This window comes from Pediococcus claussenii ATCC BAA-344 (assembly GCF_000237995.1).
Lineage (GTDB): Bacteria > Bacillota > Bacilli > Lactobacillales > Lactobacillaceae > Pediococcus > Pediococcus claussenii.
This window is the reverse complement of the sequence record NC_016605.1, coordinates 277,947-295,443: the sequence shown is the minus strand read 5'-3', so window position 1 is coordinate 295,443 and position 17,497 is coordinate 277,947. Positions and strand designations below refer to the sequence as shown.

Below are 17,497 nucleotides of genomic sequence, written 5' to 3'. Positions count from 1 at the left end.
TACAGTTTAAAATCATTCTAAATTAAAAGCAAGTATAATTTTTTTTGATCCAAGAACAATAATTTATTTATGCAAATACGTAAATAAATCACTTTTAGTGGTAAAATCTTCTTTTTACAATTAGAATCTAAAGTAGTCTATATTACTAACATCTGTGGGGAGTTATCATGGTTGAAACTTTTTTTCCAATAATACTTTTAGTTGGGGTCGTGGCCTCAATTATGATTCAAAATCATATTAAAGCTATTCCACTTCCAATCGTGTTCATTGTTGTCGGAATGCTTTTTTCAATGTTGCCACTTTATCAACATTTCACTTTTGATCCAACCTTATTTCTGTTCTTAATAGTTGCTCCATTCCTGTATAATGACGCTCAGTCTGCTTCTCGCTATTGGATTGGAAGAGGTGCAATCAACATCTTTTCTTTGTCAATTATGTTAGTGATTTTCACAGTTATCGGCGTCGGAATAGTTGTCCATTCAATTTTTAGCATTATTCCGCTCGCACTAGTGATTGCACTGTCTGCCATCGTAACCCCAACCGATGCAACATCTGTTAGTGCGTTCTCATTTCCAAATAAAAATCTTCAAATTCCGTACATTATTTTACAAAATGAGTCCCTATTTAATGACGCAACCGGGTTTGTTACATTAAACATTGCCGTTGCAATGTATCTAAGCGGAACATTTTCAATCGGTGCCGCCTTGGTTGCATTTTTAATTGAGTTTGGCGGTGGATTATTATTTGGAGTCATCATTGGAGTAATTATTCATGCTATACGTTCATTGTTGATTTCGCTTGGAGATGATAGTCCACTCGTAATGGTCTCAATTGAAATGATCGTTCCCTTTATCGCATACTTTGTTGCTGATGGTTTTGGATTTTCTGGAATTTTAGCCGTTGTGGCTGCTGGCTTAATTCAAGGATCTGAAAATGATAATCTCCAATTAACCTCTAGTCGTATGCAGCTTGTCCGCTCTAATGCTTGGGAAATCATCGAACAAGCACTTACTGGTGTGATATTTATTCTACTTGGAATATCTTTGCCAACAATTATTATTGGTATTTTAAATACTGGTCACAATCTTCTCTTTCTTCTAGTTATGATTGCTTTGTCTATTTACACCGTAAAATTTGTCATTCGCTTATTATGGACCCGGTATCTTGTGTGGATGCACATTCCTAGCGCAAGTCGATGGAAAGACAGCTGGATTATGGCTTTAAGTGGCGCTAGTGGGACAATTTCGTTGGCTCTTGCGTTCCTTCTTCCGAAATCAATTAACGAAAATTCTGTAGTGAATAGAAACTCCATGATATTTATTATTTCCGTTGTTATTATTGTAAGTTTAACTATTGCTGCAGTTACAGTGCCTAAACCAACACGGCCTAAAAAAAATAAGGATCTAATCAAACCAGTTGACAAGTGGGTTCGTGAAATGATCATGGTTGCGATGAATACCGTTCGAAAAGAAAAAGAGCATCAAGTTGAGTCTGATATTGTGGTTGATGCTTTAAGTCAGCAACTACACGCGCATAAATTTGTAAACCGACGCGAACGACACCAAATTTACAGATTTGCATACAAGGCAGAAATCAATGCCGTTAATGAATTGCTTTCAGAAAAAAAGATAACCCAAGATGAGCATAAATATTACTTAGAATTTTTAGCGTTAAGTTTCAAGACCGTTACTGGTGGCCCGTTAACTAATCTACTATTGCGTTTTAGGTTTGGATTTAATATCGGCAAGTTATATCGTGACATCAATTCTGTACAAGAAATGTTTCTAACATCGCCGCTTCTTGCGGAACAATTCTACTGGGTTAACCAATTTGAATCACACGATGAAGATATTATGTCAATTGAAAAAGTTGGCTTTGATGCCGTAATGAGCGCATTAAAGGAAAAGTTCCATGGACAATCTGTAAGCCTGGAATTACATGACGTACGATCCTTTTACCGGGAACGCCACCGTCGGATGTATCAATCCACTCCTAACCCTAAAATATTCTACCAATTATTTCTAGAAGCTTTTCATGCCGAATTTGAATTCCTACAGAATACCATTCGCGATGGAAAAATTGGAATGGATACGGCAGAAGCGCTGCAGGAACACATTATTTATGACCAGATGGCATTGATCCAAAATGATTCAGTTTATACTCAAAACTACGAAATAAAACGATATGATAAGTAATTAAATTGCTTTAATTCCGTTCAAAAAGGCCACTAACCAAGTTAAAATTCTCGGTTAGTGGCCTTTTGAAATATAGTAAAATTGAATCAAATTAGAGTTAAAACAAATTAATGGGTACAAGAGACATTTAAGAACCTAATTCCAATTAATAGATACTACGCCAATTTATTTAGCTACTATGTTAAAATCTCTCTAAGATTATCAATAATAATTTGCCAATGTCTTAATATAATTGCTTCTTTATATGAGATTTGTAAATATTATTAACATCTAATTATGAAAAAATCGTTTACTTTGCTTTACTTTTTTAGAGTTTGGAGTTAGTTTAGAACTGTTCTAATTATATTGTAAGGAGGAAATTTATGCGAAAATCAAAATTAATTTCTGTTCTGTTTGTTATCGTTTACATATTTTTGTTTTATCTAGTTGCTACTAACCAATCAATGTTAGCTATGTACGTGATGGCAGCGGGGATGCTTACTGAGTCTGTAATTTGTTTAATTGATCAACTTAGATCTTAGTGATCGGGAGGGTAAAAATGATTTCAAAATATTTTTATGACGAAAATGCGTATGATTATCATGACGGTGGATATATTAACTTGGAAAAGGCCCCTGGAGAAGATCATCCATTAGCCGTTCCGCCAATTCTAAAGCCTGATAAAATTGAAAACAACGATATATACTATACCGTAACCGCACAGGCTGGTGAAACACAAATTTTACCGGGAGATAAGACTAAAACTTGGGGATATAACGGCAGTCTGTTGGGACCAGCGATTCCTTTTGAAACTGGTAAAACTTACCACGTTACTCTTAAAAATGAGTTACCTGAAGTTACAACCTTTCACTGGCACGGTTTAAATATTGTCGGACCTTATGAAGATGGAGGACCTCATGCTCCAGTTATGCCACATGGTGAGCGTAAAATTACGTTTACCGTTGATCAGCCAGCTGCGAACATCTGGTTACATCCACATCCATGCCCAAATACTGCGAGACAAGTATGGAACGGGCTAGCTGCACCAGTCATTATTTCAGATGAGCATGAAAAAAGTTTATCCCTTCCCAGTGAATGGGGAGTTAATGATTTCCCAGTTGTTCTACAGGACCGTAGTTTCCATAACAACCAACTATCTTACACTGCTGATTATGATGTAGATGGAACACTTGGTAAATATGCACTAGTAAACGGAACAACTAATCCATACATTGACGTCTCTACACCCATTATTCGTTTAAGATTCTTAAATGGATCAAATCGTCGAGAATGGCGGCTACATTTTGAAGATCAGCATCCATTTACCCAAATTGGTAGCGACGGAGGCCTCCTTCCAGACGCTGTTGAACTTGATCGCATAATGTTAACTTGTGCTGAAAGGGCCGATATTTTAGTTAACTTTTCAAATTATAAAGCTGGTCAAACAGTAACCTTATTAACAGATGACCATACATTACTAAAATTCCGAATTAGATCATTTAAACCTCAAGATATCAAACTTCCATCGCCGTTAGCCATACTTGACCACTTAGATACTGATGATCAAACTCCAGTATTTAAGACGGTTATGTCCGGCATGGATGATCAGGTCCGCTTAGACGGAAAACTATTTGATATGCAACGCATTGACACTCGGCAACAAGTTAACCAAACCCAAATATGGGAAGTCAGTAACACCAATGATATGGAAAACGGAATGATTCATCCATTCCATATTCATGGTTGTCAGTTTCAATTAATCGACCGTAATGGTAAAGCTATTTATGCTAACGAACACGGTTGGAAGGATACAATTGGCGTTAATCCAAATGAAACAGTTCGTATCAAGGTTCGCTTTACTAAGCTGGGCGTCTTTATGTATCACTGTCACATTCTTGAACATGAAGACACTGGTATGATGGCTCAAATCGAAATATTTGACCCTGACCATCCTATTGAATACCATCTATTGCCCATGGACCATAAAATGTAATTAAACCAACTTAAATCGTTTTATGTAAAACCTTATATAACGCTTTTATCGCTATGAACAAAACGTCTCATAGGAATTAGAAAACACCTCCCAAACAATGCCGTATTCATCGTTTGGGAGGTGTTTTCTAACAAGGCATTTAATCCTATTCATTGCATTGCTAATGATTAGCACGAAGTCAAAACTGGGGACCATTTAATGTAGTTGCACCATACTTAATCCTTTTAGAACATCTTGGGAATTTTAAATATACAAAAAAAGCACAATTACCGTGTTCTTGAACATCAGCAAACGTGCTTGAATTATTGAGTTGGGCTAGCTGGGATCGAACCAGCGCATGACAGGATCAAAACCTGTTGCCTTACCGCTTGGCTATAGCCCAATATGGTGGAAGGGAGTGGATTCGAACCACCGAACCCGAAGGAGCGGATTTACAGTCCGCCGCGTTTAGCCAGACTTCGCTACCCTTCCATAAGATGTCGCATATCTATCCGACTTAAATATAATACCGAATTTTACAAATAAATGCAACACTTTTACACAAAAAAGTTCATTTTAAATCCAAAATTTTTAAACGACTCTTCCATTCAGTTATGAAATCACCAAAAGTCCACTCATTAATTCGCTTAAGATGATACCCTACAGCCGTATTAAAAAATAATGTTCCATCTGACTTAAAGTCCTTAAAGTGCCGATGCATATGGCCAAATCCTACATATTCCGTTTGATACTCTGCAATCAAATTTCCAAGTCTTTTGCTTCCCATAACCCCATTTGCCATATTCCAAAAACGATTATCATCTGTAAACCTAATAAAGTGCTCGTTAGGTACAAAGTGTGTTATATAAACGACTTTTTTATCCTTGGCTTTTTCAAATTGTTCCTTTGTTTGCTGTAATACGATATCCATTCTCTCGATGTCGTTCATGGGTTGTTTTATTTTAGCATCAATCCAGAATGATCTCTTCCATTTTAAAAAGTCATCAGCAGTCTTTTCCGGCATGTTTGAGGCCAATGAATAATCGTACCACCCATTGTTCCCAACAATCCGCCAATCCGTCCCAGGAACGTCTATAAACCGATTATGCAAATACGCACTATCTTTCAAATTTTCAAGCTCTTCATAAGAAACTCCGTTTAACATATCGTGATTTCCAGCAATAAAATACACAGTCGTAGTCTTATTTAACAGATTTTGTAAATCATGAACATAGTTAAGCGTTTTTGTGAAGTCATTAAAAAGATCCCCAATAATTAAATAAATATCAATATGTTGCTCTTTTAGATACCCTGCTTGTTCCAACATCATTTGAGAAGGATCAAGCTTGTTAACATCAAAATGATTATCACTAGTAATCGCAATTTTCATACTATTTCTCCATAAAAAAGATGAACTAAGCATAGCCCAGTTCATCACTAAAATTCAATTAATTTTAATTAATACCTTCCATCTTCTTACTAATCCATGGTGATAGTAAGAACAGGATAATCGCAAAAATAATTGTAACGATTCCAATCCACATGAAATATGCAACCTCATGCCCTGGATAGAAGCGAACTATCTGCGCGTTAATAGCTTGACCAGCAGCATCTGCTAAAAACCACATACTCATCATCTGGGAAGCAAAAGCCCTTGGCGCCAGTTTAGTAGTTACAGATAAACCAATTGGTGAAATTAAAAGTTCACCAATTTCAACAATCGCCCAACTACCTACCAACCAAAGTGGATTAACTTTGCCAGCTGTTCCAAACAAAATACCGGGAAGTGCGATAAAGAGATAGGAAACACCTGTAAAGATTAAACCATACGTAAACTTATGTGCTGAGGAAGGTTGCTTAGATCCCATCTTAGTCCACATAATTGCAAAAATAGGTGTGTATAACATAATGAACAAAGGATTAAGCATTTGGAAATTGGCTGGGTTAATATGTAGCCAACCATATGTTAACTGAGTTCGATTAGCGGCAAACAGTGCCAAAACAGCAGATCCTTGTTCCTCAATTGCCCAAAAAATTGTAGCAGCAATGAATAATAGTACGTAAGCCCATAAACGTGATCGTTCAGTTGAATTAACTTTACGACTTGAAAACATAATAATGAAGTAAATAATTGGTGTAGCAATTGCAATAATACTTAATATCAAAATAAAGTTAGCAATATTAAGTACACCGGTTAGCTGCATTACTAGAAGTACAAGTGCAGCAACAATGATTCCAAGAATAATCCGTAAACTAAACTTTTTAACTTCGTTCGGTTGAATTGGATCAACTGGGTATAATGAATCCTTGCTTAAATATTTTCGCCCACCAAAATAATATTGCACCAAACCAAAAAACATTCCAATTGCAGCGAGTGAGAATCCAGCATGAAAACTGATATTAGCTCCAAACCACGAAACGATTGGAGGAGCAACCAAAGCACCCAAATTAATACCAAAAACGAAAATACTAAAACCTGCATCACGCCGATTATCTTGTTCACCATATAATGAACCAACCATTTCAGATACATTAGGTTTTAATAATCCTGTTCCTAATACGATCAATAAAATTGATACAAAGAGAGCCGTCTTACCAAATGGTAAGGCTAACGCGATGTGACCAAACATAATCAAAACACCGCCAATGAATACGGTTTGACGACTACCTAACAATCTGTCACTAATAAATCCACCAATAACACTAGTTAAGTAAACCATTGATCCGTATATGGACATGATTGATAAGGCCGTTTCCTTACCAAATCCAAGCCCACCTTGCGACACGGCATAGTACATGTAAAATAGTAAAATAGCACGCATTCCGTAATAACTGAAACGTTCCCACATTTCAGTAAAGAATAGCGTTGACAACCCACGTGGCTGTCCAAAGAAAGCTGTATCTTTATTGTCTTGAGTATTCACAACTCATCCTCCTTGTATCTTCTTAAAAAACAACACATTTAATTATACTCTAAACATTAAAAAATGCATAGAGAAATCTGAGTTTTATGATACATTAAATTCGATTATTTAAGAAAATCACATTTTTACCTTTATTACTGTTAATACAATCTCATAAATGTCCAGTCTTAATAAAGGCAATCATTAATATAACCTAATGTCGGTTTTTAACCACAAAAAGAGCCAAAAATTAAATTCTGGCTCTCCTTAACAATTAAATTAATAACATTCCACGTACACTTGTGTCATCTTTAGAATCACCATTCTGTGGCCATTTTACTTTCTGCATAGCCTTCACGATCTTGAGCGCGCCGAAATCAATAATGGTTGGCTTCGCATCCCGACATGCATTGCGTAATTTTCAATTAAACTTTTTGGGTAGCTTTAACGTAAACTGACCTCGTGATAACAATATTTCCACCTAATGATTTATTACGAGGCAACATAAATAACACTACATACTATCTATCCTGACACATTCTAGTTAATAGATCACTTATGAGCTGTCATCATCGTTTCTAGTTGGATTAGACGCTCTAACATTGAAAACGTCATTTTCTGGAACAGAATTATCCACATAATGAGTAATGTAAGAGACATCTAATTGCCCTCTATTGAACAGTGTAATTTAATGTAAATTCTGTTGGTCACCCATTTTTTACTAAAGATCCCCTTTGTTAGATTCTGCAAACCATAAACCTCACTGTCCCAATCAAAGTGCTATAACTGTTAGAGTTATAAATTTCTCCTACTTGTCCATCCAAAGTAACGTGGCTCGTATTGTGTTACTTCCATCAACAAAATGTAGCAAAATGTTTGAACAGAGTGTCACTGTAATTGTCCCATTTGGTATACTTTAAAATGTTCTGTTCCATAGTCAATTCAAAATGACTTAACAGAGTTTCAAACTGAATTTTATCTACTGAGTATTAGTGTTTAAATAATTTGATCCATCAATAAAATAAGGTTTATCCAATAAAAAAAACTTCCTAATAAGGAAGTTTCATTGCTATGCCAGCTAGGCGACTCGAACACCCGACCCACGGCTTACGATACCGTTGCTCTACCAACTGAGCTAAGCTGGCATAAAAAAAATGCTAACTCCAACCAGAGTTAACATTCATCAACTCCGGCAGGCGGGCTCGAACCGTCGACAACCTGATTAACAGTCAGGTGCTCTACCAACTGAGCTATGCCGGAATAAAATGCATGGCAACGTCCTACCCTCGCAGGAGGCGATCCTCCAACTACTCTCGGCGCTAAGAAGCTTAACTTCTGTGTTCGACATGGGTACAGGTGTATCCTTCTTGCCATCGTCACCACACTCAACGCTAACTTACGTTATCGCTTGAGAAAATCTTTGTTCTCTCAAAACTGAATAATATCTTAAATTTTCCTTCGAAAACCACCACTTACTTGGTTAAGTCCTCGACCGATTAGTATTAGTCCGCTTCATGCATCGCTGCACTTCCACTCCTAACCTATCTACCTGATCATCTTTCAGGGGTCTTACTTGCCCGAAGGCAATGGGAAATCTCATCTTGAGGCGAGTTTCACACTTAGATGCTTTCAGCGTTTATCTCATCCATACGTAGCTACCCAGCGATGCTCTTGGCAGAACAACTGGTACACCAGCGGTATGTCCATCCCGGTCCTCTCGTACTAAGGACAGCTCCTCTCAAATTTCCTACGCCCGCGACGGATAGGGACCGAACTGTCTCACGACGTTCTGAACCCAGCTCGCGTACCGCTTTAATGGGCGAACAGCCCAACCCTTGGGACCGACTACAGCCCCAGGATGCGATGAGCCGACATCGAGGTGCCAAACCTCCCCGTCGATGTGAACTCTTGGGGGAGATAAGCCTGTTATCCCCAGGGTAGCTTTTATCCGTTGAGCGATGGCCCTTCCATACGGTACCACCGGATCACTAAGCCCGACTTTCGTCCCTGCTCGACCTGTCTGTCTCGCAGTCAAGCTCCCTTCTGCCTTTACACTCTACGAATGATTTCCAACCATTCTGAGGGAACCTTTGGGCGCCTCCGTTACTCTTTAGGAGGCGACCGCCCCAGTCAAACTGCCTACCAGACACTGTCTCCCGCCACGATTAGTGGCGCGGGTTAGAGGGTTCATACAACGAGGGTAGTATCCCACCAATGCCTCCATCGAAACTAGCGTTCCGACTTCAACGGCTCCTACCTATCCTGTACAAGCTGTACAAACACTCAATATCAAGTTACAGTAAAGCTCCATGGGGTCTTTCCGTCCTGTCGCGGGTAACCCGCATCTTCACGGGTATTATAATTTCACCGAGTCTCTCGTTGAGACAGTGCCCAAATCGTTACGCCTTTCGTGCGGGTCGGAACTTACCCGACAAGGAATTTCGCTACCTTAGGACCGTTATAGTTACGGCCGCCGTTTACTGGGGCTTCAGTTCAAAGCTTCGCTTACGCTAACTCATTCCCTTAACCTTCCAGCACCGGGCAGGCGTCAGCCCCTATACGTCATCTTACGATTTTGCAGAAACCTGTGTTTTTGATAAACAGTCGTTTGGGCCTCTTCACTGCGGCTGACCTTGCGGTCAGCACCCCTTCTCCCGAAGTTACGGGGTCATTTTGCCGAGTTCCTTAACGAGAGTTCTCTCGCTCACCTTAGGATACTCTCCTCGACTACCTGTGTCGGTTTGCGGTACGGGTAATTAAACTCTAACTAGAAGCTTTTCTCGGCAGTGTGACGTCTGGAACTTCGCTACTATAATTTCGCTCCCCATCACAGCTTGTCCTTAAGAAAAAAAGCATTTGACTCTTCTTCAGACTTGCTGCTTGGACATCCGTTTCCAACTGGATGCTTTCCATAGCCTACTGCGTCCCTCCATTGTTCAAACAAGTTTAACTAGTACAGGAATATCAACCTGTTATCCATCGTCTACGCCTCTCGGCCTCGACTTAGGTCCCGACTAACCCTGGGTGGACGAGCCTTCCCCAGGAAACCTTAGTCATTCGGTGGATAGGATTCTCACCTATCTTTCGCTACTCATACCGGCATTCTCACTTCTAAGCGCTCCAACAGTCCTCACGGTCTGCCTTCATTGCCCTTAGAACGCTCTCCTATCACGTCACCTATTGGTGACATCCGCAGTCTCGGTAATATGTTTAAGCCCCGGTACATTTTCGGCGCAGAATCACTCGACTAGTGAGCTATTACGCACTCTTTAAATGGTGGCTGCTTCTGAGCCAACATCCTAGTTGTCTATGCAACTCCACATCCTTTTCCACTTAACATATATTTAGGGACCTTAACTGGCGGTCTGGGCTGTTCCCCTTTCGACGATGGAACTTATCTCTCACCGTCTGACTCCCGGACATAAATCAATGGCATTCGGAGTTTATCTGAATTCGGTAACCCGTGACGGGCCCCTAGTCCAAACAGTGGCTCTACCTCCATGATCCTAATTCCGAGGCTAGCCCTAAAGCTATTTCGGAGAGAACCAGCTATCTCCAAGTTCGTTTGGAATTTCACCGCTACCCACACCTCATCTCAGCACTTTTCAACGTACACGAGTTCGGTCCTCCAGTGCGTTTTACCGCACCTTCAACCTGGACATGGGTAGGTCACTTGGTTTCGGGTCTACATCCGCATACTTATTCGCCCTCTTCAGACTCGCTTTCGCTGTGGCTCCGTCTCTTCAACTTAACCTGGCATACGAACGTAACTCGCCGGTTCATTCTACAAAAGGCACGCCATCACCCATTAACGGGCTCTGACTTATTGTAGGCACATGGTTTCAAGAACTGTTTCACTCCCCTTCCGGGGTGCTTTTCACCTTTCCCTCACGGTACTGGTTCACTATCGGTCACTAGGGAGTATTTAGCCTTGGGAGATGGTCCTCCCGGATTCCGACGGAATTTCACGTGCTCCGCCGTACTCAGGATCCTGAACTGAGGGAGCTTGATTTAGTTTACGGGGCTATCACCCTCTTTGGCGAGCCTTCCCAGACTCCTCAACTATCAAACTCTTTGGTAACTCAAATGTTCAGTCCTACAACCCCAGAAAGCAAGCTTTCTGGTTTGGGCTTTTCCCGTTTCGCTCGCCGCTACTCAGGGAATCGATTTTTCTTTCTCTTCCTGCGGGTACTGAGATGTTTCAGTTCCCCACGTCTACCTTCACACATCCTATGTATTCAGATGTGGATAACAAGCGGTAAAGCTTGCTGGGTTGCCCCATTCCGAAATCCCCGGATCAAAGCTTACGTACAGCTCCCCGAGGCATATCGGTGTTAGACCCGTCCTTCATCGGCTCCTAGTACCAAGGCATTCACCATGCGCCCTTCCTAACTTAACCTATACTTTGCCGACGGCAAAGTGGTTTATGAGTTTAATTCTAGCGATTAATTGAACTAATCTTGTTAATATAACTCTTTAAATTACGCGGTGGTTTTCTCGGTTTAATTATTTACATAATTAATATTAGAAAATTTAGATATTATTCAGTTTTCAAAGAACAAATTATCAGAACAACTAACGTTGTCCAATGGAGAATAGCGGGATCGAACCGCTGACCTCCTGCGTGCAAGGCAGGCGCTCTCCCAGCTGAGCTAATTCCCCATCATGGGCCTAAATGGACTCGAACCATCGACCTCACGCTTATCAGGCGTGCGCTCTAACCAGCTGAGCTATAAGCCCGATACGCATGTTCAGAGAGTAGACCTTTCAAAACTAAACAAAACTTTGACATGGTGTAGTTTCCGTATTATTCCTTAGAAAGGAGGTGATCCAGCCGCAGGTTCTCCTACGGCTACCTTGTTACGACTTCACCCTAATCATCTGTCCCACCTTAGACGGCTAGCTCCTAAAAGGTTACCCCACCGGCTTTGGGTGTTACAAACTCTCATGGTGTGACGGGCGGTGTGTACAAGGCCCGGGAACGTATTCACCGCGGCATGCTGATCCGCGATTACTAGCGATTCCGACTTCGTGTAGGCGAGTTGCAGCCTACAGTCCGAACTGAGAATGGCTTTAAGAGATTAGCTAAACCTCGCGGTTTCGCGACTCGTTGTACCATCCATTGTAGCACGTGTGTAGCCCAGGTCATAAGGGGCATGATGATTTGACGTCGTCCCCACCTTCCTCCGGTTTGTCACCGGCAGTCTCACTAGAGTGCCCAACTTAATGCTGGCAACTAGTAATAAGGGTTGCGCTCGTTGCGGGACTTAACCCAACATCTCACGACACGAGCTGACGACAACCATGCACCACCTGTCATTCTGTCCCCGAAGGGAACTTCTAATCTCTTAGAATGTCAGAAGATGTCAAGACCTGGTAAGGTTCTTCGCGTAGCTTCGAATTAAACCACATGCTCCACCGCTTGTGCGGGCCCCCGTCAATTCTTTTGAGTTTCAACCTTGCGGTCGTACTCCCCAGGCGGAATACTTAATGCGTTAGCTGCAGCACTGAAGGGCGGAAACCCTCCAACACTTAGTATTCATCGTTTACGGCATGGACTACCAGGGTATCTAATCCTGTTCGCTACCCATGCTTTCGAGCCTCAGCGTCAGTTACAGACCAGACAGCCGCCTTCGCCACTGGTGTTCTTCCATATATCTACGCATTTCACCGCTACACATGGAGTTCCACTGTCCTCTTCTGCACTCAAGTCTCCCAGTTTCCAATGCACTTCTTCGGTTGAGCCGAAGGCTTTCACATTAGACTTAAAAGACCGCCTGCGCTCGCTTTACGCCCAATAAATCCGGATAACGCTTGCCACCTACGTATTACCGCGGCTGCTGGCACGTAGTTAGCCGTGGCTTTCTGGTTAAATACCGTCACTGGGTGAACAGTTACTCTCACCCACGTTCTTCTTTAACAACAGAGTTTTACGAGCCGAAACCCTTCTTCACTCACGCGGCGTTGCTCCATCAGACTTTCGTCCATTGTGGAAGATTCCCTACTGCTGCCTCCCGTAGGAGTCTGGGCCGTGTCTCAGTCCCAATGTGGCCGATTACCCTCTCAGGTCGGCTACGTATCACTGCCTTGGTAAGCCTTTACCTTACCAACTAGCTAATACGCCGCGGGTCCATCCAGAAGTGATAGCCGAAACCATCTTTTAAAGGAAAACCATGCGATTTTCTTTATTATGCGGTATTAGCACCTGTTTCCAAGTGTTATCCCCCTCTTCTGGGCAGGTTACCCACGTGTTACTCACCCGTTCGCCACTCATTTCATTGTTAAAATCATCTTCCGTGCAAGCACTTCTGATTCTTTTAACGGAAATGCGTTCGACTTGCATGTATTAGGCACGCCGCCAGCGTTCATCCTGAGCCAAGATCAAACTCTCATATTATATGATGAGTCTATATAAGCTCATTAATTGTTTGTTTTGCGAATTGACTTCGTTCGCATAATGTTTTATCGAATAACTTTCGTTACTCAATCCCTACACCATTTGATTGTCAAAATTTTGTTCAGTTTTCAAAGGTCTACTGTGTTGTCTCATAAGGGATTACCTCGCGAAACAACTTTTATATAATACCATCTAAAAAACTAATTCGTCAACCCTTTTTTTAAATTAATTTCAAAACTTAGTTACGTAATGATTTCATTCATAGGATTTATGTTTGTCTTTCATTAACGACGGTAAATAATACTTTACCAGAAAAAAAGTGATTTGTCACAAAAATAATTGATTTTTTTTAATGAATTTTTATTTATTGCCCCAAAACTATATTTTTAACTAAAAAAATCCCCATAAATACTAGATTCAATCTAATATTTATGGGGATTTAATTATTAATTTAAGCAGTCCTAATCAATTGGACGCATAGTAGGGAACAATAGGACATCGCGAATCGATGGTGCATCCGTCAATAGCATTACCAATCGGTCAATTCCAATTCCTAACCCACCTGTTGGCGGCATGCCATATTCGAGAGCTTCAACGTAATCTTCGTCAATACCTTCCGCCTCGTCATTTCCCGCTTTTCTTTCAGCTACTTGTGCTTCAAAACGAGCGCGTTGATCTATTGGATCATTTAATTCTGTAAAGGCATTCCCGTATTCATTACCCAAGATGTATAACTCAAAACGATCCGTAAATCTAGGATCATCAGCATTTTTCTTAGCTAATGGAGAAATTTCGACTGGATGTCCATAAATAAACACTGGCTGTTCCAATTGATCCTGCACCTTTTCTTCAAAGAATTCATTAATAATATGACCAACTGTCCACCATGTTTCGTAGTGAATACCGTTATCGTCTGCCAACTTTTTAGCATCTTCAATTGACATTGGTGCCCAAAAATCAATTCCAGTAAACTTCTTAATGGCGTCAACCATATGCATCCGCCCAAATTCTTGGCCTAAATCAAGCTCAGTTCCTTGATATGTAATCTTACCATCATCTGAAACAGCCTTAACTGCTGCCTTGAAAATGCCTTCAGTTTCATCCATTACATCGTGAAAATCATAGTATGCTGCATAAGATTCTAACATTGTAAACTCAGGATTATGGCGCGTATCGATACCCTCATTACGAAATACACGACCAATTTCATATACTCGTTCCATTCCACCTACAATCAATCTCTTAAGATGTAATTCAAGTGCAATTCTTAGGTATAAATCGATATCCAAAGCATTATGATGTGTAATAAATGGACGTGCGTTGGCACCACCAGCTTGGGTATGAAGCACCGGCGTTTCCACTTCAGTAAATCCATCGCCATCCAAATAACGACGTACAGCAGAAACAATCTTAGAGCGTTTTTTAAAGCGATCCATACTATCGTCATTTGAAATTAAATCTAAATATCTTTGACGATAAATTTGTTCAACATTTTGTAGGCCATGAAACTTTTCGGGCAATGGGCGAAGTGCTTTAGTTAGGAAAGTTAGCTCAGTTACTTTGATTGTCAGCTCTCCCATATCCGTCTTCATGACTTCGCCGGTAATACCAAAAAAGTCACCGATATCCGAACGTTTAAAGATTTCGTATTGGTCTTCTCCAACCTCATCTTTACGGACATAAAGTTGAATTTTACCAGAACGATCCTTAATATCCGCAAAGGCAACTTTACCCTTGCGACGTTTCGACATCATACGACCAGCGATCGTCGCTACAATGTTTTTTTCTTCTAAGGCTTCCTTACCTAGATCGCCAAATTCTTTGTGTAAATCTCCAGCTAAATAAGTACGCTCAAAACGATGTCCAAAGGGATCAATTCCCTTTTCTCTTAACTCGTCCATTTTTTCACGACGAACCCTTAATTGATCGTTCATTACATCTGCTTGCTTCTTTTGCGCCACTAGTTAGTCCTCCTATCTTTCTTAAACCCTACTCATAATTTTATCTTCAAATTGATTAAAAATTTCAATCATTTCTTGTTCTGTATCTGCACTATTAAGAGCAACCTTTGTTCTTGCCGAACGTGGAATCCCTTTTAAGTAATATGCTGCCTGGGTTCTAAATTCACGTGGACCAATATTATCACCCTTAAGTTCTACTAAGCCGTGCAAATGTTCTTTTGCAATCTTAATCTTTTCAGAAGGTGTTGGTTCTGCGATCAACTCACCTGTTTCAAGGTAGGCTTTGACCCTGGCTAACTCCCAAGGATTCCCCAAAACAGCACGGCCCATCATCACAGAATCTGCGCCCACTTCATCTAGCATCCGTTTGGCATCCTCTGGAGTTTTTACATCGCCATTTCCCATAAATGGAATATGCAACTGACCAGCAACATCTTTTAAAATATTCCAATCAGCATGTCCTGTATACATTTGTTTTCGAGTACGGCCATGCATCGCGAGTGCTGCTGCTCCAGCACGTTCGGCAGCTAGCGCATTCTCAACAGCAAAAATATGATCAGAATCCCAACCAGTTCTCATCTTCACCGTAACAGGCTTTTTAACCGCATCCGTAACGTACGAAACCATTTCGTAAACCTTATTTGGATCCAATAACCAGCGAGCACCTGCTTCAGTATTTACCACTTTATTTACTGGACATCCCATGTTGATATCTATAATATCAGCGGCGGTGTTTTGGTCCACAAATTTGGCAGCTTCAACCAAAGTTTCTTTAGTGCCACCAAAAATTTGAATACTCATTGGATGTTCGTGAGCATCAACGTTCATCATGCTCAAAGTTTTTTTATTTCCGTAAATAATTCCACGATCAGAAATCATTTCACAGACAACTAAGCCTGCTCCGAAACGTTTACAGATCATCCTAAAAGCAGAATTAGTCACCCCTGCCATAGGTGCTACAACGATCTGATTAGGAATTGTTACATCACCAATTTGCCACTCCATGCTTTCACCTCATTCATTAATACACGCAGATTATCATATCACAAAGCACTTAATTCAACCACGGACTAGTGTTGCTTTATAATCTCTTCTAAATCTTCTTCTGAAAATTGATACTTATTTCCACAAAAACTGCACTGTGCTTCAGCACCATGATCCTCATTGATCATGTCTTGCACATCATCTTTTGGAAGGCTAATTAGCGCTTTTGTAAATCTTTCTTTGCTACAATCGCACGCAAACTTAGCGTCCATTCGATCTAAGATTTTTATGTCATCATTTTTAAAAATGCGTTCAAGCATCTGTTCAGGACTTAGACCTTCTCGCAACATTTCCGAAACTAATGGTAATTCTTCCAAATTCTTTTGTAATATGTCAATTGCCTCATCAGTTGCATCCGGCATTACTTGGATCAAAAATCCACCAGCAACATCCACTGATTCATCTGGATTAACAAAAACCGAAACCCCAACAGACGAAGGAATCTGTTCTGATTGTGCAAGGTAATAAGTGAAGTCATCACCGATTTCACCAGAGGCTAATCCAACCTGTCCAGTGAAAGGATCTCCATATTCCATTTCTTTTGTAACCGCCATGATACCTTCGTTACCCACTGCCTGTCCAACATCAATATGGTGATCGTCTTTTAGTGGCAATGAAACATGCGGATTCTGCAAATAACCCTTAACCGTTCCGTTGGCATTACCATCGACAACAATCGTCCCAACTGGGCCACCACCATTAATCTTAACAGTCATCTTTTCAGTTCCCTTTAAGACAGAAGAAGCCAACATAATAGTTGCAGTTAAAGAGCGCCCCAAAGCCGCAGTTGCCGCACTCCAAGTATCATGCCTTTTCTGTGCCTCCCGTACCAAATTGGTGCTTGTTAAAGCATATGCTCGAAACATACCATCATTAATAACACTTTTTACCAAATAATCTTTCATCCGTTTAAAATTCCTCTTCTTTTAATATATAACTTAGTTAAGCTCGTTAATTTCCAAATTATGATAGTACTTATTATCAAACATTCCATTACTCAAATTACATGTGCATCACTATTTATAATGATCCTCATCATTAGTAAC

8 protein-coding genes, 6 tRNA genes and 3 rRNA genes are annotated in these 17,497 nt (G+C 40.6%); 3 read left to right on the top strand and 14 right to left on the bottom strand.

The genetic code is table 11. The features are described 5' to 3' along the window. Positions 1–167: 167 nt before the first annotated feature. The 3 genes from PECL_RS01390 (at position 168) to PECL_RS01385 (ending at position 4,167) form a co-directional block, all read left to right on the top strand. Positions 168–2,195, top strand: a complete 2,028-nt coding sequence (locus tag PECL_RS01390; RefSeq protein WP_014214802.1) for a cation:proton antiporter — start codon at positions 168–170, stop codon at positions 2,193–2,195. Between the two features lie 362 nt (positions 2,196–2,557). Continuing rightward, a complete protein-coding gene (locus PECL_RS10205) occupies positions 2,558–2,716 on the top strand; it encodes a hypothetical protein (RefSeq protein WP_014214801.1) in 159 nt (52 codons plus the stop codon). A 17-nt stretch (positions 2,717–2,733) separates the two neighbouring features. After that, entirely contained in the window at positions 2,734–4,167 is a 1,434-nt protein-coding gene (locus PECL_RS01385) for a multicopper oxidase family protein (protein ID WP_014214800.1), read from the top strand. Positions 4,168–4,477: 310 nt separating this feature from the next. Here the strand turns inward: PECL_RS01385 and PECL_RS01380 are convergent. The 14 genes from PECL_RS01380 to hslO all read right to left on the bottom strand — a co-directional run bounded on the left by PECL_RS01380 (position 4,478) and on the right by hslO (position 17,356). Then, a tRNA-Gln gene (locus tag PECL_RS01380) sits at positions 4,478–4,549 on the bottom strand. A gap of 3 nt (positions 4,550–4,552) precedes the next feature. Beyond that, positions 4,553–4,638, bottom strand: a tRNA-Tyr gene (locus PECL_RS01375). Positions 4,639–4,717: 79 nt separating this feature from the next. Beyond that, positions 4,718–5,536: a metallophosphoesterase gene (locus PECL_RS01370; protein WP_014214799.1), complete on the bottom strand. Its 819-nt coding sequence runs from the start codon at positions 5,534–5,536 to the stop codon at positions 4,718–4,720. Between the two features lie 64 nt (positions 5,537–5,600). Then, complete coding sequence (locus PECL_RS01365) at positions 5,601–7,070, bottom strand: peptide MFS transporter (protein ID WP_014214798.1); 1,470 nt, start codon at positions 7,068–7,070, stop codon at positions 5,601–5,603. Between the two features lie 1,051 nt (positions 7,071–8,121). Then, positions 8,122–8,194, bottom strand: a tRNA-Thr gene (locus PECL_RS01360). Positions 8,195–8,236: 42 nt separating this feature from the next. Further along, positions 8,237–8,309 (bottom strand) — tRNA-Asn (locus tag PECL_RS01355). Between the two features lie 7 nt (positions 8,310–8,316). Beyond that, positions 8,317–8,433 (bottom strand): 5S ribosomal RNA (rrf, locus tag PECL_RS01350). Positions 8,434–8,525: 92 nt separating this feature from the next. Then, positions 8,526–11,448: ribosomal RNA gene (locus PECL_RS01345) — 23S ribosomal RNA — on the bottom strand. Between the two features lie 190 nt (positions 11,449–11,638). After that, a tRNA-Ala gene (locus PECL_RS01340) sits at positions 11,639–11,711 on the bottom strand. Positions 11,712–11,715: 4 nt separating this feature from the next. After that, positions 11,716–11,789 (bottom strand) — tRNA-Ile (locus PECL_RS01335). 78 nt (positions 11,790–11,867) lie between these two features. Continuing rightward, positions 11,868–13,446: ribosomal RNA gene (locus PECL_RS01330) — 16S ribosomal RNA — on the bottom strand. Together the 16S, 23S and 5S rRNA genes with 4 tRNA genes alongside form the textbook arrangement of a ribosomal RNA operon. Before the next feature lie 461 nt (positions 13,447–13,907). Then, complete coding sequence (gene lysS / locus PECL_RS01325; RefSeq protein WP_041534699.1) at positions 13,908–15,380, bottom strand: lysine--tRNA ligase; 1,473 nt, start codon at positions 15,378–15,380, stop codon at positions 13,908–13,910. A 48-nt stretch (positions 15,381–15,428) separates the two neighbouring features. Continuing rightward, positions 15,429–16,412 carry a tRNA dihydrouridine synthase DusB gene (dusB, locus tag PECL_RS01320; protein ID WP_014214796.1) on the bottom strand — a complete coding sequence of 328 codons (984 nt, stop codon included), beginning with the start codon at positions 16,410–16,412 and terminating at the stop codon, positions 15,429–15,431. Positions 16,413–16,477: 65 nt separating this feature from the next. Continuing rightward, a complete protein-coding gene (hslO, locus tag PECL_RS01315; RefSeq protein WP_014214795.1) occupies positions 16,478–17,356 on the bottom strand; it encodes an Hsp33 family molecular chaperone HslO in 879 nt (292 codons plus the stop codon). Positions 17,357–17,497 lie beyond the last annotated feature (141 nt).